We start from the raw sequence: 25,264 nt of genomic DNA on the forward strand, positions 1-25,264 counted from the left end.
CGGCGGGCCGGCAAAGCCGCGCGGCAGTCAGGATGCGTTCAGGTAACCGCTGGCAACGTCCTGCGCATGACCTACGAACTCTCCGAGACGCCCGGGGCCGAACCGGGCACGAGTGACTCCGCTCGCCCGTCCCACCGTCTGCGCTGGAACAAGGTCCCCGAGGTCACCGCCTACTTCTGGATCATCAAGGTGCTGTGCACGACGGTCGGCGAGACCGCTGCCGATCTGCTCGACGAGAAGGCCGGTCTGGGCCTGACCGGCGTGTCCGTGCTCATGAGCGCGCTGCTCGCAGTGGTCCTCGTCGTCCAGTTCCGCACCAAGGCGTACCGCGCGGGCGTGTACTGGCTCGCCGTCGCCCTCATCAGCGTCGTCGGCACGCTGATCAGCGACAACCTGACCGACAACATGGGCGTGCCGCTGGAGACGACCACCGTCGTGTTCGCCGTCCTCCTCGCCGTCGCGTTCGCCGTCTGGTACCGGCGCGAGCGCACCCTCTCCATCCACAGCATCGACACCACCAGCCGCGAGGCGTACTACTGGCTGGCCGTACTGTTCACCTTCGCCCTCGGAACGGCGGGCGGCGATCTGCTCTCCGAGCGCATGGACCTCGGCTACTGGCTCTCGGCGGTCCTGTTCGCCCTGGCCATCGCCGCCGTGGCGATCGCGCACTTCGCCCTGGGCCTGGACGCAGTGTGGAGCTTCTGGATCGCCTACATACTCACCCGCCCGCTCGGCGCCTCGATCGGCGACTACCTGTCCCAGCCGACCGGCGACGGCGGCCTCGGGTTCGGCACCGTCGTCACCAGCGGGCTCTTCCTGGCCGTCATCCTCGGCCTGGTGGTGTACCTGGCCGTGACCCGCAAGGACGTCGCGGAGCCCGCGCGCGTCGCCCGGCAGGCGGCCTGAACGGCTGGGCAGGCCTTGAGGAAGCGTCAGCGCCGGGATCCAGCAGGCGGAGCTGGCCAGACTCGGCCCCGTCGCCGACTTCCTCCAGGTGGTGCTGCGTGACTCGGCCAACCCGACCATGTTCTCGGCCGGCTACCGGACCGACGTGTTCCGGGCCGGTCCACCGCCCGCGTCGACGGCCGTTTCCCGCCGGGTCACGAACGGGAGCTGATCGACACCGTCGACGACGTGGCCGACCCAGCGCAACGGCCGAACTGAGTCAGTCGGCCGCTTCGAGGTAGGACGCCAGGTTGGCCAGCGAGGAGGCGATCCCGGCCTCGTGGTCCGCTTGGTTGATGCCGGGTGGCACGTCCGTGGCGGTGACGGTCACCTCGGTCCCCTCACCGGCGGCAGTGAGATGCCAAGTCATCGTCATGGTGCCCGCGTACGATGGGTCGTCAGCCTGGAACACCGCCCGCTGCACCACGCGCTCCGGTGGTACCAGAGCGGCGAACCCGACGTCGACGACATCCGTCGCATCTGACGTCTTGCCGGGGCTGTCGGCGGCCTCGAGATAGGTGAGGACCATCCGGAACCCGCCACCAGGCCGGGGATCCCACCGCTCGACCCGACCACGCATGCCGTCCGGCGGCAGCCAGGCCTCGAGGGACTTCCGGTCGAGGAGGGCTCCGTAGACGGTCGCCGGTGGCGCGGCGATCACCCGGCTGGCGCGATCTGTCCTACCCATGGCCCGATTCTAGGACCGAGGCTCCGCCAGTCCGTCCTCATCGACCAACCCGCCGGAGGAACCGTCCAGGAACCAGGACACGACCAACACGTCGCATGACACGACGCTCCGCAGGCCTTGACTGTTCGTCCCGCTCCTGAGTCCGCGACGTCCTCGTGACCGGCCCCGCACATGCCATGCCCTGCGCACGACCGCCCCCGCCTTCGACTCCCAGTGCGGGAAAGCCTGGTGAAGAGCACCTGTCCGCAGGTGCCGCGTTCCCCACCGAACGGCGATCAGCACGGTTGTCGACTGGGCGTACGGGCAGGATCGCGTACTACGCGGTCGCGACGCCCAGGAAGCGCAACACCGCCAGGACGCGGCGGTGGTCGGCGTCGGCCTTGGGCAGGTCGAGCTTGGTGAAGATGCTGTTGATGTGCTTGGCGACAGCGCTCTCGCTCACCACCAGCTCGGCGGCGACGCCGGAGTTGGACCGGCCGCCCGCCATCAGCTCCAGCACCTCCCGCTCGCGCGGTGTGAGCCGGTCGAGTGGATCGCTGTGCCGGCGCACCAGCAGCTGCGCGACGACCTGCGGGTCGAGCGCGGTGCCGCCGGCCGCGACCCGGCGTACCGCCACGGCGAACTCCTCTACGTCGGCGACGCGTTGCTTGAGCAGATAGCCGACGCCCGAGGTGTTGGCGGCGAGCAGATCGGCGGCGTACCGCTCCTCCACGTACTGCGACAGCAGGAGCACGGCGGTACGCGGGTACTGGCGGCGGATCACCAGCGCAGCGCGTACTCCCTCGTCGGTGAAGCCGGGCGGCATGCGCACGTCGACCACGGCGATGTCGGGCCGGTGCTCCTCGACGGCCGCCAGCAGCCCTTCTGCGTCGGTGACCTGCGCGCACATCTCGAAACCGGCCGCCTCCAGCACCTTGACCACGCCGATGCGCAGCAGGAGGGAATCCTCGGCGATCACGGCGCGCACGGCAGCTCCACGGTGATGACGGTCGGGCCTCCGGCGGAGCTGCGGCAGGTGAACGTGCCGTCGACGGACGCGACGCGCTTGGCGAGCCCGGCGAGCCCGGTGCCGTCGGCCGCCGCGGGATCCGCGCCGCCCGCTCCGTCGTCCGCGACGACCACCAGCAGTGTCTCCCCGATCCGCTCCACGGTCACGTCCGCCCGGGTCGCCTGGGCGTGTTTGACCACGTTCGTCAGGGCTTCGGAGACCACGAAGTACGCGACGGCCTCGACCGTGGGCGAGGGGCGCTGCGACAGGTCCACCGCCACGCGCACCGGGATCGGCAGGCGGGCGGCGACCCCGGACAGCGCGGCGTCGAGGCCGCGGTCCTCAAGGACGGCCGGATGCAGGCCGCGCACCAGGTCGTTCAGCTCGGCGATCGCCTCCTTCGCCTCGCGGTGCGCCTCGTCGATCACCTTGCGGGCATCCGTCGGCAGGTCGCCGAGGGTGGCCCTGGCCAGGCCCAGGTTGACGGCGAGTGAGACGAGGCGCTGCTGCGCGCCGTCGTGCAGGTCGCGCTCGATCCGCCGCCGCTCGGCGTCGACGGCGTCGAGCACGCCGGCCCGGCTCTCGGCGAGGTCGGCGACCCGGCGGGCCAGCTTCTCCGTGCGGCTGGGGCCGAGCAGGACCTCGGCCGCACGGGTCTCCAGCCGCACCAGAGCGCCGGTCAGCCGGGGCCCGAGGAGGAGCAGGGCGAGACCGCCGGCGGTGATGTAGGCGGCCTGCGTGGTGTACCCGAGGTCGGTGACGCGCCACTGCGGGGGCAGCGCCCAGATCCACACGTAGATGGAGGCGCCCACGAGAGCGCAGACCCAGACGGCGAGGACGGCGAGGTCCAGGACGGCGAGCAGCGGACCCGCCACGGCGTGGTAGCAGGCCTGCCGCCACAAGGTGCGGCCCGTCAGCCGGCGCACCGCCGACTTCCAGCTGCGTCCCGGCCCGGGTACGTCGGGGCGCGGGAGGTCCTTGCCGACGAGCGCCCGGTAGCGCAGCCGCTGCCCGACGGTCAGCAGAGGTGTCACCACGAGCGTGAGCAGCACGGGCAGCGGAGTCAAGGCCGGTACCAACGCCGCCAGCGTGCCGAGCAGCCAGAGCCACAGTGGCACCACGGCGAGGTGGAGCGGCAGGCCGGCGGCGACGAGCGCGGTCCGGTGTCCCGCCCTGCGGAACGGGCGGCCCAGCACCGGCTGCGGCCACGTCGTGAGTTGCATGCGTCAAACGGTAGAGCCGCGGGCCGTCCCCGTGCCATGACGTTCCCGCCCGGCTCGGGGCTGTACTTGTCTCCACCCCGGGTCGGAACCCTGCGTGACTGACGGCGCCCTGGTGCGCGGCGGAGGGTGGAGCACGTGAAGGAGACAGCTGACGGGAAGCGGGGGAAGACGATGCGTCAACCGGTCTTGTGCGATGAGGAAGTGGCCGGTGCCGGGGGCTTCGACCGCGCCGAGGTCATTGCGCTCCACGAAGAGGCGGAGGAGCCGCGCCCGGCGCGGGGCATGCGGCGGGCCGGGTGGCTGCTGGTCGCCTGCGGGCTCGCCCTGCTGCCGTGGCTGTGCGTGCTGGCCACCGGCCTGCCGGCCACCGCGACCGCGGAGCACTGGCCGGTCGCCTGGGTCGGGCTCGACGCGCTGGAGGCGCTCGGCCTGATCACCACCGGCCTCCTCGCCGCCCGCGGCGACCGGCGGCACGCCCTGACAGCCGCCGCGACCGCGACGCTGCTCGGGGTGGACGCCTGGTTCGACACCACGACCGCGGCCCCGGGCGGCGACTTCGCCACCGCGGTCGCCATGGCGCTCGGCGCCGAGTTGCCGCTCGCCGCGCTGTGCGGTCGGCTGGCGCTGCGGACGCTGAGCCGGTCCGCGTGACGCCGACCGCCCGACCACGTGACCGGTCCCGGCGCGGCGACCGGGCGTCGGACCCGTCAAGCACGCGTGCTCCGGCGCTGCCTCCGGCGGGCGGAGCGGATGCGGTCATCGGGACGCCTGGATACGCTGGGGGAGTGGGACGGGAACGAAGGCCCTCGCACCTGCCGTGTCCCACCCGGCCCGAAGCGGCGATTCCCGCGGTCACAGAGCTATGACTCCCGCGGTGCAGACCCACAGCGTTCACCTCTCGACGGAAAGACGGTATGTCATGAGGTCCACTGGTGTCCGAACGGCGAAAGCGGCCACGGCGACCGCTCTCGCGGTGCCCCTGATGTTGGGTGGTGTGGCGACGCAGAGCCACGCCCTGAGCCCGTCGCCCAGTCCCTCGGGACCGTTCGGGCCCGGGTGCTCGGCCCTGTCCCAGAAGGCCGACACGGCCAAGGACAAGGTGGTCGAGGCGGCGGCCGCGTATCCGCAGCTCAGCCAGTTCGTCGCGGCCTCGGTCAGGGCGAGGCTGAACGGCACCCTGGACGGGAAGCCCAGCATCACCGTGTTCGTACCCAACAACCAGGCCTTCCAGCAGGTCGACAAGGCCCAGCTCGCTTCCCTGCTCGGCAACGACGGGCAACTGAAGAAGGTGCTCACTTACCACGTCGTGGACAAGCGCATCACACCCGACGAGCTGTCCAAGGGTTCGTTCAAGACGGTCGAGGGAGGCAAACTGACCACCTCGGGATCGGGCACCGACTTCACGGTCAACGGCAAGGCGCACATCGTCTGCGGGAACATCAAGGTCGCGAACGCCACCGTGTACGTCATCGACTCCGTGCTCCGACCGCCCTCCTGACACGCCCTTCGACCTGCCCCGCGGACGGGGCAGGTCGCCTCGGCGTGAGAGCCCCGGCAGACGGTCTTCGAACAGCGGATCCGTGTCCGTCGAGGGCTTCGTCCGCCGCCCCGCCGAAGCCGCGGGCACCTCGGCGCGCGGTCACCGCACCGGCCGCATGCTGAGGCGCCGCTCGTGAACGGCCGTCGCAGCACGGGGAGTCCGCCTCGGGGCCCCCTGGCGGAAGGGCCCTGACCGCGACCTGTCGTGCCGGTGTGGACGGAAGAGGGGACACCACCGCATGTCGGACCACGCTGTGGAACCGCCCGGGGCCGGTTGGGCGGCCAGGTGGGCGGGAGCGCTGCTGTGCCTGGTGGTGGCCGGGGTCCATGTCGTGGACCAGGGCGGCATCACCGCCACCAGGGACCCCTACTACATCGGCATCGCCTACCACGTCCTCGAGATCGCGGCCGTGGTCGCCGCGGTGCTGCTCCTGGCCGGTCGTGTCCGGGCGGGATGGCTGCTGGCGGCCGGAATCGCCGCCGGTCCCATACTGGGTTACGTCCTCTCCAGGGGGCCTGGCCTGCCCGATTACCGGGACGACGTCGGCAATTGGACCGAGCCGCTCGGACTGGCCAGCCTCGCCGTCGAAGGCGCTCTGTTCCTCCTGGCCGTTCCGCTTCTCGTCCACAGCCCGCGCCGCAGGCCCCGACGACACACTGCTCGTCCATAGCCGTGTGACCGCGCCGCCTCGCCACGCGCGGTACGGAACCGCTTCTGGGGATCGAAGGCGATGATGCCTGCTCCGTGCGAGGGCGGGGACGCGGTGCCGAACTGGTCCGACACCGGCTTCCTGGCCCTCGTCCAGGGGTACTTCCACGTCCGCGAAGTGCTGGAACGGGTCCCGAGGCCTTCGTTGCGTGTGGCGGTCGCGTCGTGCATCCGCCCTGGCCGGCGTCGGTCAGAGAGTGCGGCCCTGATGGTCGGCGACGAGGTGCCGCCTGAGCGGGCAGGCGCGAGGGGGCGGGCGCGGGCTACCAGGGTGGCCAGACACGGGACCTGGGTGAGGCCGACGGTGGCCTCCTCCCTGCCCCGCGCCGTCTGCCACCGAGGTCGCCAGCGGCACGGTGCGCGCCAACCACCTCACCGCGCTGTCTCACACCCTCGTCGTGGTGCGGTGATCAGGCGGAGGTCGCCGGCGAAGTCGGCGAAGAAGCCACGCGTCGGTGCGCCCCCTCCGGGCAGTGCGCCGCACCGCTCGAAGGGGGGCGGACACGGCGAACGATGAGCCGTGCACCGGGACTTCGCGGTTCGGCTTTAAGGAACACACCGGCGCGGGCGAGCCGGCCCACGTTCTCTTCAGCGCGCTGGTCGTCGTGCCCCGTGGCGGTTCACCGGCCCATCCGGCGCCCCTCCTGCCCGCCGCCGGGGACTGGGTCCCGCACGTAGCGGCGGCCCCTGTGGCTCTCCGTCCCCGATCAGGCCGGGACCGGCCGTCGGTGCGCTTGCTCGCGGCTTCGGGCGCGTGCCACCCCACCCGAAACGAGGCGAGACGTATCGTCTTGCCGGATCGCCTGTTCTGACGTAGCCTTCCGCACATGGGTTCCCTGTGACATCACCGGTGCCGACCGCGTAGAGCTTCGCTCCGCCGTCGCCGCGCCCAGCCGTGCAGCCATCCGCCCCGAACCGGCCCGGGCTCGTACCCGCATGGCCAGGAGGACCCTGATATGCACACCTCACAACTCACCCTTGACCACGTCACCAAGCGCTACCCCGGCCGCGTCGTTCTCGACCAGATCTCCTTCACGCTGAAGCCGGGCGACAAGGCCGGGCTCATCGGGGAGAACGGTGCGGGCAAGTCCACTGTGCTGCGCCTTGTCGCGGGGCGGGAGCGACCGGACAGCGGCGAGGTGGCCGTGACCGCCGCCGGCGGCGTCGGCTATCTGCCGCAGAGCCTTCCCCTGTCCGCGACCGCCACCGTGCAGGACGCCGTCGACCTGGCCCTCGCGGACCTGCGCGCCCTGGAGGCCGAACTGCGCCGGGCCGAGCGGGCGCTCGGTGGCGGTGCGGACCCGGCGGCCCTTGCCACGTACGGGGCGCTCCTGGCGCGCTACGAGGCGCGGGGCGGCTACGACGCCGACCACCGGGTGGACGTCGCGCTGCACCATCTCGGCCTGCCGGGGCTGCGCCGCGCACGCCTCCTGTGCACCCTCTCCGGCGGTGAGCGCTCACGTCTCGCCCTGGCCGGTGTCCTCGCCGGCCGGCCGGAACTGCTGCTCCTGGACGAACCGACCAACGACCTGGACGACCAGGCCATCGAGTGGCTGGAGGCACAGTTGCGGGCGCACCGCGGCACGGTGCTCGCCGTCACCCATGACCGCGTCTTCCTGGAACGTCTGACGGACACGATTCTGGAGGTCGAGGCGGGACAGATCACCCGCTACGGCGACGGCTACAGCGGCTACCGCACGGCGAAGGCGGCGCAGCGCCGCCGTCGGCTCCAGGAGTACGAGGAGTGGCGGTCCGAGCTGGCTCGCAACGAGCGGCTGGCCGTCGGCCACGCGGTCCGCCTCGCGGCCGTCCCGCGCAAAGCGGCGCTGGCCAACTTCGGCCACGGCGGGTTCCGTGCCCGCGGCCGGGCGCACGGCGCGATGGCCCGCGTCCGCAACGCCCGTGAGCGCCTGGAGCGGCTGACCGCGCAGCCGGTGACGCCGCCGCCGGACCCGCTGGCCTTCACGGCGCGGCTGAGGACGGGGACGGGGACGGCGGAGCCTGTCACGGACGGCACGGGGACCGCCTCCCCGAAGACGTGCGCCGTGGAGCTGTCGGGCGTGCGCGTGGGCGATCGCCTGCGCCTGGAGTCGCTGGTCCTCGGTCGTGACAGCCGGCTTCTGGTCACCGGTCCCAACGGCGCCGGCAAGACGACGCTGCTGAAGCTCCTCGCCAGTGAAGTGCGGCCCGACGAGGGCTCGGTGCGGGCGCCGGGCCACGTAGGCCATCTGCGCCAGGACCAGACGCCGTGGCCGCCGGAGCTGACGGTGGCCGAGGCGTTCGCGCTGAACCGGGTGGGCTCCGCCGACGAGCACGCGGACGCGCTGCTCGCCCTCGGGCTGTTCCGCCCCGCGCAACTGCGGCTGCGGATGGGCGAGCTCTCGTACGGTCAGCGCCGCCGTGTGGACCTCGCCCGTCTGGTCACGGAACCCGCCGATCTCCTGCTCCTCGATGAGCCGACGAACCATCTGTCACCGGCGCTCGTCGAGGAGTTGGAGGAAGCGCTGACCGAGTTCCCGGGGGCAGTCGTGCTGGTCACACACGATCGAGCCCTGCGTGCCCGGTTCCGGGGGGAACATCTGGAACTGGCGAGCACAGCTCACGGACAAAGGAGCGGGAAGTCCGCCCGCTTCTCAAGGGCCCTCACGGCGGCGGGCGGGTGAGGGGTGCCGGTGCCAAGGGGATACCGGGAACGGCGACGACATCGGCGGCCGTCCGCATCCCCCGCACCGAACCGTTCCTCGTCTTGACGACGTCCACATCGATCGCCTCTCGTCACACGCCGTCAACGGCGGTTCGCCGGGTCCTGGTTCGTGGTGGCGAGTGCGGCTTCGACGGTGGGCCGTCGCGTCGGCGCCGGGGCATGCGCGGGGTCGGACCTCGTCAGTCGGAGGCCGGTGAACACGGCGGTGGCCAAGGTGACGGCGCCGGCGGCGAGGAAGGCGCTGTCGAGGCCGGCCTCGAAGGAGGCGCCGCCGGATTGCCGGGTGCGGACGACGGCGCCGAGCAGGGCGACGCCGAGCACCGCGCCGATCTGCCGGGTGGTGCTGCTGACGCCTGAGGCGAGGCCGCCTTCCTGCGGGCTGACCGCCTGGATGGCGGCCCCGGTCAGAGGGGACAGGGTGAGGGCGAAGCCGGTGCCGACGAGGGCGAGGCGCCACCACACGTTCGTGTAGCCGGTGTCGGCGTGCACCGTGCCGAGCGCCAGCAGTCCCAGGCCGGCCAGGGCCAGGCCGGTGGTGACCACGACGCGGAAACCGTACCGCGCGGCGAGCCGGCCCGCGTACGGGCTGACGACCACCATGGCGAGGGACATCGGCAGGGTCTGCAGGCCGGCGCGCAGGATCGAGCTGCCCTGGACGTAGACGAAGAACTGGGAGAAGAAGAACGACGAGCCCATGAGCGCGAACCCGACCACCACCATGGCGGTGTTGGAGACGGTGAACAGGCGCTGACGGAACAGTCGCGGCGGCAGCATGGGAGCGGGATGGCGCGCTTCGACGGTGAGGAAGGCGGCGAGGAGGAGCGCCGCGGCGGCGAATCCGGACAGGATGACCGGCGAGGTCCAGCCGCGGGCACCGCCCTCGATCAGCCCGTAGGTCAGCGCCCCCACCGCCAGGACGGACAGCACCGTGCCGGGGACATCGATCGCGGGGGCGTTCGGGTTGCGGGTCTCTTCGAGGTGGCGCCGGCCGAGCAGCAGCAGGAGCAGGCCGATGGGCAGATTGACCAGGAAGATGGCGGGCCAGCCGAAGGCCTGCGTCAGTACGCCGCCGGCCACGGGGCCCGCGGCCAGGCCGATGCCGCTGAGTCCGGCCCACAGTCCGATCGCCTTGACGCGTTCCCGCGGTACGGGATAGGCGGCGGCGAGCAGGGCGAGCGAGGCGGGGCTGAGCGCCGCGGCCCCGATGCCCTGCAGCAACCGGCCGGTGACCAGCCAGCCGAGCGAGGGCGCGAGGCTGCACACGAGCGACGCGACGGTGAACACCGCGACGCCGGTCAGGTACACGCGCTTGCGGCCGAACCGGTCGGCGAAGACGCCGCCGGACAGCAGCAGCATGGCGACCAGCAGGACGTAGGCGTCGACGATCCATTGCAGACCCGTCAGTTGCGTGCCCAGCCGGCGCTGCATGTCGGGCAGCGCCGCCCCGACGATCGTGTTGTCGAGCAGGACCATGAACTGGCCGAGGCAAGCCACCGTGAGCAGTACGGACCGGTTGGCCCGACTGCCCGGGGCCGCTGCGGGCGATACAGCCATGCGAGTTCCTCCCGAAGAGCAAAGCTACTAACGCAGTCGTCGACTGCGTTAGTCGAACCGTACGGGGGTGTTGACCCAAACGCAAGTAGTGGCTGCGTTAAGGGGTTACAGTGGGGGCATGAATGAGCCACAGCCAGCCCGGCGGCCCGGCGGGCGCAGCGCCCGCGTCGGCGCGCAGGTGCACCAGGCCGTCACCGACCTGATCAATGAGCGCGGCTACGGCAACTTCACCGTCGGCGACGTCGCGGCTCGCGCGGGCGTGGCCGACAGCAGCGTCTACCGCCGGTGGGGCGGCCTGGAGGCCCTGCTCACCGATGTGGCGCTCACCCGCCTCAACGCGCGGTCACCGATGCCCGACACCGGGAGCCTCGCCGGTGACCTGCGCACGTACGCGGCCCAGGTGGCCCGCGAGATCACCGGGCCCGACGGACTGGCGCTGCTCCGTCTGGCCGTCGCCCTGGCGGGCACCGGCGACCAGGGCGCGCAGGCTCGTGACGCCCTGCGCGCCGAACGCACCCGGCAACTGCAGTCCATGTTCGATCGCGCCCGTGGACGGGGCGAGGATCCGCCCGACGCGTTCGACTTCCTGGACCATGTCCTGGCACCGATGTACATCCGCGTCCTGTTCGGCATGGAACTCACCCCGGGGTACGTGGACGGGCTGGTCGACCGGATGCTGTGAGCAGGAAGGCCCTTCGTTCGGGCTGCCCTGGACGGCGCCAACGGGACGACGTTGCCGGCCGCCTCACGGACACAGGGCCGGGCCCGGCCGCGCGGAGCGGCGTGCGCCTGCACGCGGGCCTCACTGCCTCCAGGTCCTACACCTGTGACTGCGCGTGGCGATCGGGCCCTCGCTCATGATCTGGGGCCGGTCCGCCTGGTTCGGCACACCCTCAGCTGAGTAGCTGTCGTCGTTCCGATGTTGAGGGGTGGGTGGCGAACGGGAGTCTCGACCGGGTGGTCGTGGCTGGCTGTGGGCATGGGAACAGGGCCTCTTGGCAGCTCGGGGTTGCGAAACCGACCGAGATCCAGGAGACCCTGTCGCCGCGGTTGTGCGTGCTCGCGCCGATCGAGTTCAACTCGGCCGCTCTGTCGTGTGATGGTGTCGCTCACCGGTTACCGCGCAGCGGCATGACACGGTCACAGCCGCTACCACAGCTCCTGACACACCTGATGAGTGAACACTGACGGGCGCCTGCTGCCGGATCGCCGAGCTGGCCCAGGGCGCCACGTCAGAGACAGGTCGGCGGGTAGCACGACGCTTCGGACCCGGCCGTTCTCCCGACAGGTGGCCGGCTGTCGCGTGTCCCGTTCGACCGGCCCCGGCCGCGATCAGGCCGGCTCCTCGACGGAGTGGGAGTCGGTGAGCGTAAGCGCACCGCCTGTCGCGATCAGACCGACGATCACCGCGAGTACGGCGTACGTGATCCGCTCGCCGTGGAAGAAGGACTGCACGAGGTCCGCGCTCCACACGCCCGCGGGCAGTTGAGTGGTGACCAGTGCCGCTATCAGGGTGCCGACGGCGGCGGTGCCGACGCTGGTCCCGACCTCCTGGGCGGTGTCGTTGAGGGCGGTGCCGATCGACGTGCGGTTGGCCGGCATCGCGTCGACCAGGGCGATCGCGCAGATCGTCATGACGGTGCGCAGCCCGATCGTCATCACGACCATGGAGACGGCGATGGCGGCGTACCCGTGGTCGACGCCCCAGGCGAGGCCGGCCAGGGCGGCGGCCAGACAGGCCGCGCCGACCAGGCAGGCGACCCGGTGCCCGAACCGCTTGCCGAGCCATTCCGACAGCGGCGTCGCGACGATCATGGTCACGATGATCGGCAGGTTCGCGAGGCCCGCTCGCACGGGGCTCCATCCGTAGGCGTACTGGAAGTGGAGGATCAGCCCGAACATCACGCCGGCCATTGCGATGGACGTGCCGGTCTGGGCGATGGCCGCGCCGCGGACGGTGCCGCTGGCAAAGATCTTGAGGTCGAGCATGGGCGCGGCGCTGCGGCGCTCGTGCCACACGAACGCGGCGCCCGCGGCCACGGTGCCGAGGATCGACGCGACGGTGGCCGTGGAGAGCCAGCCGTGCTCGACGCCACTGGTCAGGGAGTAGCAGGCCAGGCCGATGGTCAGGACGCTCAGGACGGCGCCCGGCAGGTCGAGCCGGTCCTTGGTCAGGTCCTCGGGCCGGTCGGCGGCCACCCCGAGGCGCACACCGATGGCCGCGATCAGCGCGATCGGCGCGTTGACCACGAGCAGCCACTCCCAGCGCACGTGGGCGAGGGCCGTGCCGCCCAGCAGCGGGCCGAGGACGAAGCCGGACATGCCGACGACGATCATGAGGGTCATCGCGCGCATGCGCAGCGCCTGGTCGTCGAAGAGCCGGAAGACGAGGGAGTTGGTGATGGGCGCCATGGCGGCGGCGGCGATGCCGAGCCCGGCGCGCAGCGCGATGAGCTGCCCCGCGGAGTTGACGGCGATGACGCAGAGGCTGAGCAGCCCGAACGCGGCGAGGCCGACGAGCAGCACGCGCCGTCGCCCGAGCCGGTCGGCGAGCGACCCTGCCGTCAGGAGGAGGCCGCCGAAGGTCAGCGAGTAGGCGCCGGTGACCCATTGCAGGGCGGTCGTGCCGCTGCCGAGGTCGCGGCCGATGGTGGGCAGCGCGATCGAGAGCAGCGTGTTGTCGACCATCTCGACGAAGAAGGCCAGGCAGAGCGCGGCCAGCGGGATCCAGGCCGCGCGCAACGACGGATAGGAACGGCTCGAAGGTGAAGCGGAAGTGGCGACGGCGGTCATGACCGGCCCCCCTTTCTGAACGCCGTAACGAACGACGTTCGATGTTGGAACGAGGTTCGATAATAGAACGAGGTTCGATGTACCGCCACACTGTGGTTGGATGGATGCCATGACAGGCCCGGGCGCACTCTCCACCGAAGGCTCTCCTCGCGGACGCAAGCGTGGTTCGCACTCGCTGGAGGCGGTCCTCGGCGCCGCCGTGGCCCTGCTAGACGAGGCGGGCGCACCGGCACTGACGTTCCGTGCGCTCGCCGCCCGTCTCGGCACCGGCGTCGGCACCATCTACTGGTACGTCTCGAACAAGGACGAACTGCTCGACCGCGCCACCGACCACGCGATCGGCGGGGTCCTGGCCCTCGTCGAGGGGCAGCCGGAGAGCGACGACCCGATCGCAGACCTCCGTGCGATGGCCATCACGCTGTTCGACGCGATCGTCGACCGGCCCTGGCTGTCGGCCTACTTCATGCGCAACACCGACGTGCAGGGCAACTCGCTGCGACTGTACGAGAAGCTCGGTCAGCAGACCCTCCGCCTCGACCTCACGCCGCGCCAGCGCTTCCACGCAGTGTCGGCGATCACGGGCGTCGTCGTCGGCACGGCCGCCGACCTGGGCGTGGAAATCCCGCAGGAACTGCTCGACGGCCACGTGGACCGCCACGCGTACCTCGACCGCTTCGCCGAGCAGTGGCGGTCGCTCGACGGCGCCGAATTCCCCTTCGTGCAGCAGATCGCCGACGAATTCGCGGTGCACGACGACAGAGACCAGTTTCTCGCCGCGCTGGACCTGACTCTGTCAGGCCTCCGCCTTCAGGCCGGAACCAGGTGACCGAACCGTCGCTGCCGTCGGCCTGCGTGATGCGGGCCGCCGAACACCCGCCTCATCTGCCACCTCGCCTGACCAGCGCGAAGCAATCCGCATCTCCAGCACCACGACCCGGCAGCCTGCACATCGCTGGATACTCGGTTGACCCAGGTGAAACGACCTCTCAGGGTCTCTTGCGGAAGTGGGCCGTCTGTCACACCTGCCGGGGATGCTCCGAGGACGGAGATGACAGTGCAGCTGACAATCGACTGCTCCGATCCGCGGAGAATGGGCACCTTCTGGGCCGAGGTCCTTGAGCTACGTGCCTGAGCCTCCGCCGGGCGGGCGCACGACGTGGCGTGCCTACTGGGCGGCGATGGGGGTTCCCGAGGAGGAGTCGCCGGCCGGTGCCGGGGATACTCCGGAGTCGATCGTCGATCCCGCGGGACGGGGACCGAGGGTGTGGTTCCAGCAGGTTCCGGAGCCGAAGGCCGCCAGGAACCGGTGGCACTTCGACCTGAGGGTCGGTGGGGGCCGTGACGTCCTGCTGGAAATCCGCGCACAGCGGGTCAGGACCACAGTGGAGCGGCTGGTCCAAGTCGGGGTGCTGCGGATCAAGGACGAGCCGTACATGGGGCTGTACGCCGCCGCTATGCAGGACCCCGAGGGCAACGAATTCGACGTCGTCTGAAGGCGTCGTGACGTTGCTGGTCACAGCCACTCGTCGACGGCTGCGCCCAGCAACGCCGCTTTGTGGCGGACGGCAGATCCGTCGTACGGGGCGGATGCGCCACGAGGCGCCAGGGAATCGAGCGAGATGGGCGACCTTCACCACCGGGTAGCGGAATCGACGTAGCGACGATAAAAATCGACACCCTGTAGACTTTTGCTCAAGGGGGCGACCCGGCTCCTCGTGAGACCTCTCTGGAGGGACAATGGAGAAGCGGAACTGGCTCATCACCGGCGTCAGCACGGGCCTGGGGCGCGCTTTCGCCCAAGCCGCCCTGGCCGCCGGGCACACCGTCATCGGCACCGTCCGCTCGGAGAAGGACCTGCGGGCCTTCGAAGAGTTCAGGCCCGGTCACGCTCACGGTCGCATCCTGGACGTGACGGACAGTGACGCCGTCTTCGGCGCGGTCGCGGAGGTCGAGCGGAGCGTCGGCCCTCTGGACGTCGTCGTCGCCAACGCCGGCTACGGCCTGGAGGGAACCTTCGAGGAAACCCCGCTGGCCGAGGTGCGACGGCAGTTCGAGGTGAACGTGTTCGGGACGGTGGCCACCCTGCAGGCGGCGCTGCCCCACATGCGCCGCCGCCGCCGCGGACACCTGATGGCCGTCACCTCCATGGGCGGGCTCATGGCCGTGCCCGGCATGTCCGCCTACTGCGGCAGCAAGTTCGCCCTGGAGGGAATCCTGGAGGCACTGGGCAAGGAAGTCGCGCAGTTCGGAATCCACGTGACGGCGATCGAGCCCGGCTCCTTCCGCACCGACTGGGCCGGACGGTCCATGGCACGTGCCGCGCGGACCGTCGACGACTACGACGAGTTGTTCACCCCCATCCGCGAAGCACGGCAGAAGGCCAGCGGGAACCAGCTGGGCGATCCGGCCAAGGCGGGGGAAGCGGTCGTGCACATCACGACGGTCGAGCAGCCGCCGGCCCACCTCGTCCTGGGCTCGGACGCGCTGCGGCTGGTCACCACGGCGCGCACGGCCGTGGACGAGGACATCCGTGCGTGGGAGACGCTCTCGCGTACGACCGACTTCGCTGAGGGCGCTCAGCTCTGATGCCCGGCCACCATTCCGCGCGCAGCCGCCGCACCACCGAGCGCAAGGGGGATGTCCGGGAGCGGGCCATCCTCGACACCTGCGAAGCCCTGCTGACACACAGGGGCTACGACGCCATGACCGTCGGCGACATCGCCCAGGGCGCCGGCATCACACGCGGGGCCCTGTACTTCTACTTCGGCTCCAAGCAAGAAGTGGTCACGGCACTCGTGGCCCGGACCGTCGAGCACCTGTGGGAACGGTCCCGGGTCACCGCGCAGACCGACGAGCCACGCCAGGCCGTCTCTGCAGCCATGCAGCGCACGGTCGAGCTGTGGAACGAACACGGCCCGGTCATGCGCACGGCGATCGACCTGTCGTTGACCGTGCCGGAGATCGGTGAACTGTGGCAGCACACTGCTGACCTGTTCATCGCGGCCATCACCGCCGTCCTGCAACGCGCCGGCATCCAGGCCGGCGCCGCACCGGACCAGGCCCCGGCAATGGCACGCGCCCTGTGCTGGATGATCGAGCGGACCTTCTACCATGCTTCGCAGGAATCCCGCGAGAAGCTCCAAGAGGCGTCGGCGACATGCGAACACATCTGGCTGACCAGCGCCGGCCTGAACACGTGAGGTGTCTGCCATGGACGCGGTGAGACAGCGGACGATCTCCTGGCTGCACGGCTCCCGCCGCCTGCGCATCCGCTGGGACAGACGCGACGACATCCGTGAAGCCTTCCTCGGCCTCGCCACCTGCCTCATCACCCACCGCCACGTCCAACACCTTTGTCAGGACCTCTGAGCGCCCGTCGCACCCCCGCACCTGTGCGAGGACTGCCAGGACCGGGCCGTCGCAGTACAAGCGCAGGCCGAAGCCGACGAACGCGAGCACCAGGAGCGGGAGCGCCTGCGGCAGGAGGCAGAACAGGCCGCCGGGCAGAAGGCCGGCGGCTGGCTCTCCCGCTTCCGCGCCTGACCCGGGCAGCCCGCGGCCACGGCCACGCGAGCAAGCCCAGGCGGTGCTGGGCAAGCCCGCGTTGTCGGTGACGGCCGCAAGGCCTGGGCGAATGAACGGCGATGAGCAGCTGCTGAACGGTCGGGTCCACGGCGCGGAGCACGGCGACCCCAACCCCGGCTCGCTCCCACACCGGACCTACGCCGAACGGGTTGGCGGGCCGCTGGACGGTCTGCTGCCGGACATCCAAGGGCGGCGGACCGCGGAAGTCGACGACGGCGTGGCCCTGTCCGCCAAGCTGTCGCGGTGGCCCGGCGGCCGCGCCCTGAACGACCCGCGCCCCGGCGAGCCCCGCACGCCTGGCCCGGGCACGGGCTGCCGCCTCTCCTGCTCCGGCGACACACCCTCACCACAGGCCCCGACCACGGCACCGGCCGCCCCGATCACAGGCCGGACCACGTAAGTGAGGAGTCCCGGGTCTTCGCGGCGGAGCGCCGGCAGTTCCGCCGTGCGGGGGTGGAAGTCGCCCGTGCCGTGCTCGACTTGATCCGTCGTCGTGTCGAAGACGATCGTCTCCACGCAGGCCCACGCCCCCTCTCCGCTCCGGGCAGGCGTCAGGACGCGCCGACAGCCGACGATCCGGCACGGCACAGCACAGCACAGCACGGCACGGCGGCGCCGGCGGCCGGAGCAGCACAAGACGCCGACGAGACGGCAGTGATACCAGCCACTGCCACAGTGAAGCCGCACAGCTGATGACATCCGGACTCGTCCGGCGACAACCACCCGACGCGACCGCTCCGAGGACGCTGTGCCCTGTCAAGCCGACGCCCATGTCTGCGTGCGGCGTTCGGCGACAGACCAACTGCACCGCAGGACCAAACCAACAGGGGAACCGATGTCCAACTCAGCCGGCAACGTGCCGGATGCCAAGCGCCGCCAGCCGAGACGGCACCTCATAACCGTCCAGGCGCTGGCAGCCGCACTCCTGGTCATTGCCGCCGCGGTCGTGTACACCCGAGGGGCATCGGCCGCCCCGACCTTGGCGTCCACGACGGAGCAGCCGCTGTCGACGGCCCAGCAGCAGGCGGGCATGATCTCCGGACAGCCCTTCGCCGACCCTCCGGTCCTCGACACCGCCACCAGTCCGAACATGACGATCACCCTCGACGCGCACGACACGCGCTTCGAGGTGGCGGGAAAGCAGGTGCGGGGCCAGTCCTACAACGGCTCGTTCACTGCCCCGACCCTGCACCTCCTGCCGGGCGAACACGCCACGATCACCCTGGTCAACAACCTTTCGGTAGCGACCAACCTGCACTTCCACGGCTTGCACGTCTCTCCGACGAACGACTCGGACGATTCGTTCCTTTGCGTCGCCCCGGGCACCACGTTCCACTACCGCCTGAACCTGCCCACCGACCACCCGGTCGGCACGTACTGGTACCACAGTCACGCCATGGGCACGACCTGCCCCTCGGACAGCTCCAGCATGGCAGGCATGGAGATGACGCCGTCACCCAGCGCCGGCTTCTCCCCCGGCGACGTGGAGAACCAGATCTTCGCCGGCCTCTCTGGCGCCATGGTCGTCGGAGACGATCGGGCCCTGCTCCCGCCCGCCCTGCGGAACATCACCACGCACACCGTGAACCTGAAGGACGTTCAGCTCGACAGGACGGGGCACATCGTCCAGAACACCGCCACCACGTCGATCGACTCCGACGCCCCGACGGTACGTCTGGTCAACGGGCAGCTGCTGCCCGCGCTGACCATCAAGCCCGGTGAGACCCAGCTGTGGCGCCTGGGCAACGTCGGAGCTGACATCTGGTACCACCTCCAGCTCGACGGATACCGGTTCACGGTCATCGGCCAGGACGGCGTGCCGGCCGCCAAGGTGACGACGGCCGGCACCCTGTTGCTGCCTCCCGGCAAGCGCTACGACGTGCTGGTCACCGCCGGCAGGCAGCCCGGGGAAACCACCCTGCGCAGCCTTGCTTTCGGCAACGGGCCGGACGGTGACAACTACCCCGACACCCCCCTGTTCAAGGTCAATGTCGCCGGTCGCTCACAGGTCCAGCTTCCTACCGTCTCCGGCGCGCTGCCGTCCTCGCCTGCCGACTTGTCCAACGCCTCCATCGCGCAGAGCCGCAGTGTGACACTCAGCGGAGACGACTCGGCAGGCTTCCTCATCAACGGCCAGCAGTTCCGCATGGACTCCTCAGTGTTCAACACCCCCGCGAAGCTGAACACCGTGGAGGAGTGGACCCTCACCAACGAGGGCGGCGAGGACCACCCCTTCCACCTCCACACCAACTCCTTCCAGGTCATCTCGATCAACGGCGTCCGCCAGTCCTTCGTCGGCCGCCAGGACACCGTCCCGGTGCCCCACGCGGTCAACGGCGTGCCCGGCAAGGTGGTCATCCGCGTCCCCTTCTCCGACTTCACCGGCAAGGTCATGTTCCACTGCCACATCGCGGCCCACGAAGACAACGGCATGATGAGCTACATCGACGTCGTCGACTAGGACCTGTCCGACGGGTCGCGTGACGCTCCCGCTGAGCACTCGTTCCGTGGGACAGGGGGCGGGGAGATCTCTCGGATGAGGAGTGGGCCCGAGCCGGCACCCATGGCGCAGGCCGGCGACGCGGCCGGAAGACCTCGTGAACCCGTCTCGCGAGCGTCCCAGGGCCTCATCGGGACGGTGACGTGCCGGGCTCCTGCGCCGACCCGGGATCTTCGGGGCACGGGTGGAGGCACCAGCCGCGTGCTGATGAGCGCGGCAGGTCGTGGAATCGACGCCGACCATGCTCCAGTCGATCCGGCCGGGGACATTGTCCCCGGGCCTCACCTGTTGTCTGCAGGGACGATCGTTCGGCTGAAGCCCCGCAGAGCCTTCCGCCGCGTAGGCGACCGCTCTTCACGATCACGTGCTTGTCCGCGGCCCCGGCCGGCTTCCAGCCGGCCGGGGCCGCGCGGTGTCCCCTGTCCGATGTCGGGTCGCGTCGGCGGTGGCGCCGCCCTGGGTCTGATGTTGCCGGATCCGCGGATCGTTCTGTCCGACCCATGGCAGCGGCCGTGAGCCGGGCAGACGGCCGCGGCGCCGGACTGTCCAGTCGCGGCGGTGAGGCGGGTGTTCTCGCCGTGCGGCTGTCTGGTCGGGGTTTCGGTCCGGACGGCCACTGAGGCGCGACCTGGTGGCGTACTGCCCCTCTCGTCCGCCGACGGGGCGCCGAACGTGGCGCGGTACGCCTCGCGGACCCGTTCAGCGGCGGCGAGCCAGGAGCGACGTCCCGGCGACGACGCATCCGATCGCCAGGACTTTGCCGGCCCCGTAGTAGTGGGACCAGTCGCTGTCAGTCGAGTCTCCGCGCAGGACCAGCCACAGGAGCAGCCCTGCTCCGATCAGGGCGAGGACCACTCCTCCGGTCACCCTGAGTCCCCACCAGGCAACGTCCTCGGTGGGTGCGGCTCCGGTGTCCTGGTCTCGCTGGCGGTCCATCACCTTGGGTCCTCTTCCTGCGGTCGTGATCGTCGACGGAGAAGACGTGGGCCCGCTGCGAAGGGTTGCACGTCGCGCAGCGTTGGCACGTCGAGCGCACGCACGCCTGGCAGAACGCGTTCCACCGACTCGCCTGCTGCTGTGGACGACGGGCCACTGTTGTCAACGCCTTCTTCGACATCGCCGACACGATCAACACCGTGTGTAGCACCATCCGACGGGCATGGATGACGCACCGTCGCGCGTTCTGGAGAACCGCGCTGCTGGACAACGACCGGGAATGCGCCCTGGTCATCGAGAGTGCGCTGAAACCCTCAGGCGAATGGGCCCGGAGGCGTGAAGGCGATTCCGGCGAACCGTTCGGCGATGCGGCGGTGGCCTGCGGTGTTGGGGTGAAGGCCATCAGGAAGGTCGGGGATATCGTCCGTGCCGAACAGGTCACGGCCGTCCAGGTAGTGCAGGTTCGGGTCGTGCACCTGGCGAGCGGTCACGATGCGGGTCAGCTCGTCACGTACGACGTTGACAGTGAGCGCCCCGCTCGTGATGTCGGCGGGCGTGCCGAGCGCTGTGAAGCATCCGTCGGCGGTGAGGGTCACCGGGCCCGGGGTGTCCTCCACCGGGGGACAGATCACCGGGGAAACCACCAGCAAGGGGGTGTCCGGGTGGCCCTCACGGATGGTGTCGAGAAACCCGTGCACCGCTGGTCCGAAGGAACGCCGCCGGAACGACGCGCCAGTCACGACGTTGAGACCCAGCTTGAGGCTGATGAGGCTGACCGGCTCGTCCCTGATCGCACGGGCCACGAACGGATCGAGCCGGGCATTACCGGCCAGCGAGAGATTGACGAGTTCCACCCCGCCAAGGGCCGCGGCGATCACGGGCCAGGTGTCGGCAGGTGAGCCGGCCTCCGGGAAGTGGCTGACGGAACTTCCATGATGCAGCCAGCTGCGGCGACCGGTGGCCGGCGGCGGTACGACCGCGGCGTCAGCCCACAGGCTGATGAGCTCGGTACGAGACTGCTGCGGCAACCACAGCTCGATCTCCTTCTCTCCCGGCGGCAACTGATCGAACGTGACGCGGCAGGACGGACCCGGGACCGTCCTGCCGCGCCCGGCCGACACATGCAACACGTTGCCCGCGGGCAGAGGCTCCCTGCGCAACAAAGTCCCGTCGACTACGAGTTCCAGGGCTCCGGGCTCAGAGCGTTCGGTACTGCCCTCGTACTGCGTGACGGTCGTGAGCGCCTCGACTTCGAGCAATGTCGCAGTCGTCACGAAGGCCAGCCGTACTCCCGACGACAACGTAGCCATCCGCTCGACGGACTCATCCGGGAACTGCGCCCGTGTCCAAGTGGGCAACCGCCAGGGCAACACGCCAGTCTCGGTTCGCTCCAGATCCAGCACGCCGCGGAACCTCACTGGACCGCCGGTCAGTGGGATCTCACGTAGTTCGCCAGTCACATCCGCTCTTCTCGCCGCTGCGCCACGACCAACCGACATCGCCCAAGCAGCGTACCCATCTGCGCAAGCCCCGCTGGTGTGTACTGCCCTTCCGACTCTCGCGTGGGGGAGGGCACGCGCCGGCCGGGCAGACGGACAAGAGACGGGGTCGCTGCAGTTGCCGAGCCGGGCGGGCTTCGCCGCTGGGTGGCTGGCGGATGAGCCACCCGCCTCTTCGGCGTGCTCGATCGGACTCGTGGCAGGCGCAGCGATCGTCCCCCGTGCGGCGCCCTCGATCTGGTGCGCGACGGGCCGCGCCGAAGACGGAGCCCGCGGAGGCGGGGGAGGTCGGCGAAGGGCGTCCTTTCGCGGGGGCGTGCGGTCACTTGACGGAACCGCCGGTGATGCCGGCGGCGATGTACTTCTGCGCGAGCACGAGCAGGATCGCCGCGGGGATCGCGGCGAGGACGGAGGCGGCCATGACCGAGCCCCAGTCGCCGACGTGCGCGCCGATGTACTGGTAGATGCCGAGGGTGACCGGCTTGACGTGGTCGGTGGTGTTGAGGGTGAGCGCGAACATGAAGTCGCTCCACGCGTACAGGAAGGAGAACAGTCCGGCGGTGATCAGCGAGTTGCGGCTCATGGGCAGCACGACCTGGACGAAGGTGCGCAGCCGTCCGGCTCCGTCCACCTCGGCGGCTTCGACGACCTCACGCGGGATGGCCACCATGAAGGACCGCATGAGCACGATCGCGAACGGGATGCCCAGTGAGGCGTCCGCGAGCATCAGACCGAAGTAGGAGTTGACCAGGCCGAGGTCCACGTACGCGCTGTACAGCGCGTTGGCGATGACGATCCCCGGCACCATCTGCGTGATCAGGGTGCCGAACACCACGGTCTTCGCGCCGCGTAGCCTGAACTGGGCGAGGCCGTAGGCGGCCGGTGCGGAGAAGGCCAGGCAGATCACGACGGCGCCGAGCGCCACCGCCAGCGAGGTCAGAAGGTGGCCGCCCTGCTCGGACAGGGCAGAGGAGAAGCCGGACAGGTCCAGTCCGTGCGGGACCGGGGCCACCTCCAGCAGACCGGACTCGGGCTGCAGTGCGGTATTGATCATCCAGTACAGCGGGAACAGCATCACGCACAGGACGAGGACGCCGACGGCCGTCGTGCCCCAGCGACGCTTCGGCCGTCCGAGGGCTCGGTTGGTGGTGGTCGTCATGCCGGTCACTTCCCGTCGTTGCGGCTGGCCCGCAGGTAGAACACCGCGAACACGGCGGAGATCAGGATCAGGATGTCGCCGACCACGGCGCCGGCCCCGAAGTCCAGTTGGACGAAGGAGTTCTGGTAGGTGAGCGTCCCCAGGGTCTGCGTGGCGTCGGCCGGGCCACCGTCGGTCAGGGCCAGCACCAGGTCGAGGATCTTGACCGTGGACATGAAGCCCAGCACGAGTACGACGGTGATGACGGGCTTCAGCAGTGGAAGCGTGATCGAGCGGAAGGTGCGCCAGGCGGAGGCGCCGTCCAGCGAGGCGGCCTCGTGGACCTCGCGCGGAAGCTCCTGGAGGCCGCCGTAGAGGATCACCATGTTGAACGGGATGCCGATCCAGATGTTCACCAGGATCAGGGCGAGCAGCGCTACGTGCGTGCTGGTCAGCCATGGCGTGTGGGCGATGCCGAACAGGCCGAGGAAGGAGTTGAGCACGCCGGTGTCCTGGTCCAGGATGCGCCGCCAGACGATGCCGGAGACGACCATGGGCACGAGCCAGGGCAGCAGGATCAGCGCGCGCAGCACACCGTTCAGCGGGAACCTGCGGTTGAAGAACACCGCCATGCCCAGGCCGATGCCGAACTGTCCGGCCAGCGAGCCGATCGTGAAGACGATCGTCTGCCCCAACGCCTTGCCGAAGAGGTCGTCGCCGAAGACGTTGCGCCAGTTGTCCAGGCCGTTGAAGGGGGCCTTGCCGGTGAAGAAGGTCGACGGCGTGTAGTGCTGGAAGCTCATCACGACGTTGCGGACGAGCGGATAGCCGAAGAACAGCAGCATGAAGAGCACGGCGGGGGCCACGAAGCCCCACTGCGCGAGCGCGCGCCGCCGGCGGGCGCGCCCCGGGTCGGGGGCGCCTGCGGCGGCGGTGCCGGTGGCCGCGGGGACGGGAACAGTGGTGGTGGACACGGTGGTTGCCTCACTTCCCGCTCTCGACGCGCGCCTGCGCGTGTTTCAGCGCCGACGCGCTGGACTGGCCGGTGAGCGCCGACTGGAACGCGCTCTGCAGGGCGAGTGAGACGGAGGTCCAGCCGGAGCCGACCCTGGCGGTGCGCGAGCGTGCCACCGCGACCTGGTCGGCCAGTGAGCTGAGCGAGGGGACCTTCCTGCGCCACGTGGCGGCGGCCTTGTGGTTGGCCGGGATCATCCAGCTGTTGAGCGCGTAGGTCACTTCCTCCTGCTCGCTCGTCATACAGTTGACGATCCTCGCGGACATCTTCTCGCGTGCGATGTCGTCGATGTCCGGGATGGTCAGTTCACCACCGCCCAGCGGACCCACGGAGTCGTCCCCGGCCCTGGGGACGGGGATCCGCGCGATGCCCCAGTGCAGGTCCTTCTTGGTGTTGAGGGTCTCCACCTGCCACGGACCGTTGATCATCATGGCGGCGTTCCCGGCCATGAACTGGTCGTTGACGTCGGCCTGGGTCCAGTTGATCGTCGACTTGGACAGTGAGCCGTCGGCGAGCAGCGACTTCCAGTAGTCGAGCGCCTGCACGACCCGCGGGCTGTCGAGGTCGGTCTCGTCGCCGCCGTTGGACCACATGAACGGCGTGAACTGGTAGACGCCGTCCTCCGCGCCACCCGCGCTCAGGGCGATGCCGTACTGGTGCCCCCGGGTGAGCCTTTTGGCGGTCTCGCGCATCTCGCCCCACGTGGTGGGGACCTCGAGGCCGGCCTTCTCGAGGATGTCCTTGTTGTAGAACAGCGCGAGGGTGTTCACCGTGCGCGCAGCGCCGTAGTAGGTGCCCTTGTAGGAGCCGTAGTCGACGATGCCCTGCGGCACGTCACTGGTGTCGACGCCCAGCTTCCTCAGGTCCATCAAGCCGCCGGTCTCCGCGAAGGCCGGCATCTCGGAGCCGTCGAACTGGATGATGTCCGGCAGCGACCTGGAGGACGCCATCCTCAGTGACTTGGTCATGACCTGGTCGGCCGGGACCGACTGCTGTCGGACGGTGACGCCCAGGCGCTCGCTGCAGCGTTCGAGCGTCGCCGCGTCCCATCGGTGGTACGAGTCGTCCGTCGAGGAGTTCAGGACGGTGTACACGCCGGGGTCGCGGGACTGGCCGCAGCCGCTCAGCGCGGTGCTGCCGACGACCGCGGAGACGACGCCGAGCGCGACGAGGACGGGGCGGCGGGCCCGCCGGCGTCGTGGCCACGGTCCGTTCGGTGGGTGTGCTGTCACGATGATGCCCTTGGGTGGGAGGGGGGCCGGCTCCGACGAACGCCCGTGTCCGGCGGAGTGGCAGGGGAGGGAGCGGGCCGGGGGGCCCTGGACGCCGCTCCGGCGGACGCGGGTCCATGGGGGCGGCTCAGCCCCGTGCCTCGCGCGGGTGGCCTGGGCCACGGAACGGGTGAGGCGGATCACCGGGCGCCGCGGAGGTGGTCCACGGCGGGCCGG

The 25,264-nt window shown here is 70.4% G+C and carries 21 protein-coding genes and 5 pseudogenes; 15 read left to right on the forward strand and 11 right to left on the reverse strand.

The genetic code is table 11. The features are described from left to right. Positions 1–66: 66 nt before the first annotated feature. Together AB0N63_RS16480 and AB0N63_RS16485 are read left to right on the forward strand one after the other, a co-directional pair. On the forward strand, positions 67–906 hold the full coding sequence (locus tag AB0N63_RS16480; protein WP_365529584.1) for a hypothetical protein: 840 nt from the start codon (positions 67–69) through the stop codon (positions 904–906). 43 nt (positions 907–949) lie between these two features. Beyond that, positions 950–1,131: pseudogene (locus AB0N63_RS16485) on the forward strand (hypothetical protein); the annotation flags it as partial. A gap of 34 nt (positions 1,132–1,165) precedes the next feature. On the opposite strand, the gene AB0N63_RS16490 reads toward AB0N63_RS16485, so the two are convergent. The 3 genes from AB0N63_RS16490 to AB0N63_RS16500 all read right to left on the reverse strand — a co-directional run bounded on the left by AB0N63_RS16490 (position 1,166) and on the right by AB0N63_RS16500 (position 3,844). Continuing rightward, positions 1,166–1,633 carry an SRPBCC family protein gene (locus tag AB0N63_RS16490; protein WP_365529586.1) on the reverse strand — a complete coding sequence of 156 codons (468 nt, stop codon included), beginning with the start codon at positions 1,631–1,633 and terminating at the stop codon, positions 1,166–1,168. 316 nt (positions 1,634–1,949) lie between these two features. Beyond that, positions 1,950–2,600 carry a response regulator transcription factor gene (locus AB0N63_RS16495; RefSeq protein ID WP_365529588.1) on the reverse strand — a complete coding sequence of 217 codons (651 nt, stop codon included), beginning with the start codon at positions 2,598–2,600 and terminating at the stop codon, positions 1,950–1,952. Next, entirely contained in the window at positions 2,588–3,844 is a 1,257-nt protein-coding gene (locus tag AB0N63_RS16500; protein ID WP_365529590.1) for a histidine kinase, read from the reverse strand. Before AB0N63_RS16500 ends, AB0N63_RS16495 begins: the two co-directional genes overlap by 13 nt. A gap of 135 nt (positions 3,845–3,979) precedes the next feature. On the opposite strand from AB0N63_RS16500, the gene AB0N63_RS16505 reads away from it, so the two are divergent. From AB0N63_RS16505 to AB0N63_RS16520, 4 genes are all read left to right on the forward strand, one after another. Next, on the forward strand, positions 3,980–4,495 hold the full coding sequence (locus tag AB0N63_RS16505; RefSeq protein WP_365529592.1) for a hypothetical protein: 516 nt from the start codon (positions 3,980–3,982) through the stop codon (positions 4,493–4,495). Between the two features lie 343 nt (positions 4,496–4,838). Beyond that, complete coding sequence (locus AB0N63_RS16510; protein ID WP_365529594.1) at positions 4,839–5,342, forward strand: fasciclin domain-containing protein; 504 nt, start codon at positions 4,839–4,841, stop codon at positions 5,340–5,342. A gap of 280 nt (positions 5,343–5,622) precedes the next feature. After that, the gene (locus AB0N63_RS16515) at positions 5,623–6,054 is read left to right on the forward strand and encodes a hypothetical protein (protein ID WP_365529596.1); all 432 of its coding nucleotides are present in this window, start codon (positions 5,623–5,625) and stop codon (positions 6,052–6,054) included. A 994-nt stretch (positions 6,055–7,048) separates the two neighbouring features. Continuing rightward, the gene (locus tag AB0N63_RS16520) at positions 7,049–8,755 is read left to right on the forward strand and encodes a TlrC/CarA/OleB/SrmB family ABC-F type ribosomal protection protein (protein ID WP_365529598.1); all 1,707 of its coding nucleotides are present in this window, start codon (positions 7,049–7,051) and stop codon (positions 8,753–8,755) included. Between the two features lie 122 nt (positions 8,756–8,877). On the opposite strand, the gene AB0N63_RS16525 is transcribed toward AB0N63_RS16520, so the two are convergent. Further along, a complete protein-coding gene (locus AB0N63_RS16525; RefSeq protein WP_365529600.1) occupies positions 8,878–10,350 on the reverse strand; it encodes an MFS transporter in 1,473 nt (490 codons plus the stop codon). A 118-nt stretch (positions 10,351–10,468) separates the two neighbouring features. On the opposite strand from AB0N63_RS16525, the gene AB0N63_RS16530 reads away from it, so the two are divergent. Continuing rightward, positions 10,469–11,032, forward strand: coding sequence for a TetR/AcrR family transcriptional regulator (locus tag AB0N63_RS16530; RefSeq protein ID WP_365529602.1), 564 nt, complete (start codon positions 10,469–10,471; stop codon positions 11,030–11,032). A 650-nt stretch (positions 11,033–11,682) separates the two neighbouring features. Here the strand turns inward: AB0N63_RS16530 and AB0N63_RS16535 are convergent. Then, positions 11,683–13,143: an MFS transporter gene (locus AB0N63_RS16535; protein WP_365529604.1), complete on the reverse strand. Its 1,461-nt coding sequence runs from the start codon at positions 13,141–13,143 to the stop codon at positions 11,683–11,685. 175 nt (positions 13,144–13,318) lie between these two features. Between AB0N63_RS16535 and AB0N63_RS16540 the strand changes: the two genes are divergently transcribed. The 7 genes and pseudogenes from AB0N63_RS16540 (at position 13,319) to AB0N63_RS16570 (ending at position 19,189) form a co-directional block, all read left to right on the forward strand. Further along, the gene (locus AB0N63_RS16540; RefSeq protein WP_365529774.1) at positions 13,319–13,969 is read left to right on the forward strand and encodes a helix-turn-helix domain-containing protein; all 651 of its coding nucleotides are present in this window, start codon (positions 13,319–13,321) and stop codon (positions 13,967–13,969) included. Positions 13,970–14,191: 222 nt separating this feature from the next. Continuing rightward, positions 14,192–14,636: pseudogene (locus tag AB0N63_RS16545) on the forward strand (VOC family protein). A 244-nt stretch (positions 14,637–14,880) separates the two neighbouring features. After that, the gene (locus AB0N63_RS16550; RefSeq protein ID WP_365529606.1) at positions 14,881–15,729 is read left to right on the forward strand and encodes an oxidoreductase; all 849 of its coding nucleotides are present in this window, start codon (positions 14,881–14,883) and stop codon (positions 15,727–15,729) included. Further along, complete coding sequence (locus tag AB0N63_RS16555; RefSeq protein WP_365529608.1) at positions 15,729–16,343, forward strand: TetR/AcrR family transcriptional regulator; 615 nt, start codon at positions 15,729–15,731, stop codon at positions 16,341–16,343. The genes AB0N63_RS16550 and AB0N63_RS16555 overlap by 1 nt, the downstream gene beginning before the upstream one ends. A 19-nt stretch (positions 16,344–16,362) precedes the next feature. Continuing rightward, positions 16,363–16,512, forward strand: a pseudogene (locus AB0N63_RS16560) (IS5/IS1182 family transposase); the annotation flags it as partial. A 265-nt stretch (positions 16,513–16,777) separates the two neighbouring features. After that, on the forward strand, positions 16,778–17,128 hold the full coding sequence (locus AB0N63_RS16565) for a hypothetical protein (protein WP_365529610.1): 351 nt from the start codon (positions 16,778–16,780) through the stop codon (positions 17,126–17,128). A gap of 435 nt (positions 17,129–17,563) precedes the next feature. Beyond that, complete coding sequence (locus tag AB0N63_RS16570) at positions 17,564–19,189, forward strand: multicopper oxidase family protein (protein ID WP_365529612.1); 1,626 nt, start codon at positions 17,564–17,566, stop codon at positions 19,187–19,189. 147 nt (positions 19,190–19,336) lie between these two features. Here AB0N63_RS16570 and AB0N63_RS16575 read toward each other — a convergent pair. Further along, positions 19,337–19,498: pseudogene (locus AB0N63_RS16575) on the reverse strand (IS5/IS1182 family transposase); the annotation flags it as partial. 429 nt (positions 19,499–19,927) lie between these two features. Continuing rightward, positions 19,928–20,164: a hypothetical protein gene (locus AB0N63_RS16580; protein WP_365529614.1), complete on the reverse strand. Its 237-nt coding sequence runs from the start codon at positions 20,162–20,164 to the stop codon at positions 19,928–19,930. 80 nt (positions 20,165–20,244) lie between these two features. On the opposite strand from AB0N63_RS16580, the pseudogene AB0N63_RS16585 reads away from it, so the two are divergent. Next, a pseudogene (locus tag AB0N63_RS16585) lies at positions 20,245–20,403 on the forward strand (IS5/IS1182 family transposase); the annotation flags it as partial. Positions 20,404–20,478: 75 nt separating this feature from the next. Here the strand turns inward: AB0N63_RS16585 and AB0N63_RS16590 are convergent. The 4 genes from AB0N63_RS16590 to AB0N63_RS16605 form a co-directional block, all read right to left on the reverse strand. After that, on the reverse strand, positions 20,479–21,567 hold the full coding sequence (locus AB0N63_RS16590) for a GDSL-type esterase/lipase family protein (protein ID WP_365529616.1): 1,089 nt from the start codon (positions 21,565–21,567) through the stop codon (positions 20,479–20,481). A gap of 418 nt (positions 21,568–21,985) precedes the next feature. Then, the gene (locus tag AB0N63_RS16595) at positions 21,986–22,822 is read right to left on the reverse strand and encodes a carbohydrate ABC transporter permease (protein ID WP_365529618.1); all 837 of its coding nucleotides are present in this window, start codon (positions 22,820–22,822) and stop codon (positions 21,986–21,988) included. Between the two features lie 5 nt (positions 22,823–22,827). Beyond that, complete coding sequence (locus AB0N63_RS16600) at positions 22,828–23,775, reverse strand: sugar ABC transporter permease (RefSeq protein ID WP_365529620.1); 948 nt, start codon at positions 23,773–23,775, stop codon at positions 22,828–22,830. A 10-nt stretch (positions 23,776–23,785) separates the two neighbouring features. Next, positions 23,786–25,048, reverse strand: a complete 1,263-nt coding sequence (locus tag AB0N63_RS16605) for a sugar ABC transporter substrate-binding protein (protein ID WP_365529622.1) — start codon at positions 25,046–25,048, stop codon at positions 23,786–23,788. Positions 25,049–25,264 lie beyond the last annotated feature (216 nt).

The organism is Streptomyces sp. NPDC093260 (assembly GCF_040683715.1).
GTDB lineage: Bacteria > Actinomycetota > Actinomycetes > Streptomycetales > Streptomycetaceae > Streptomyces > Streptomyces sennicomposti.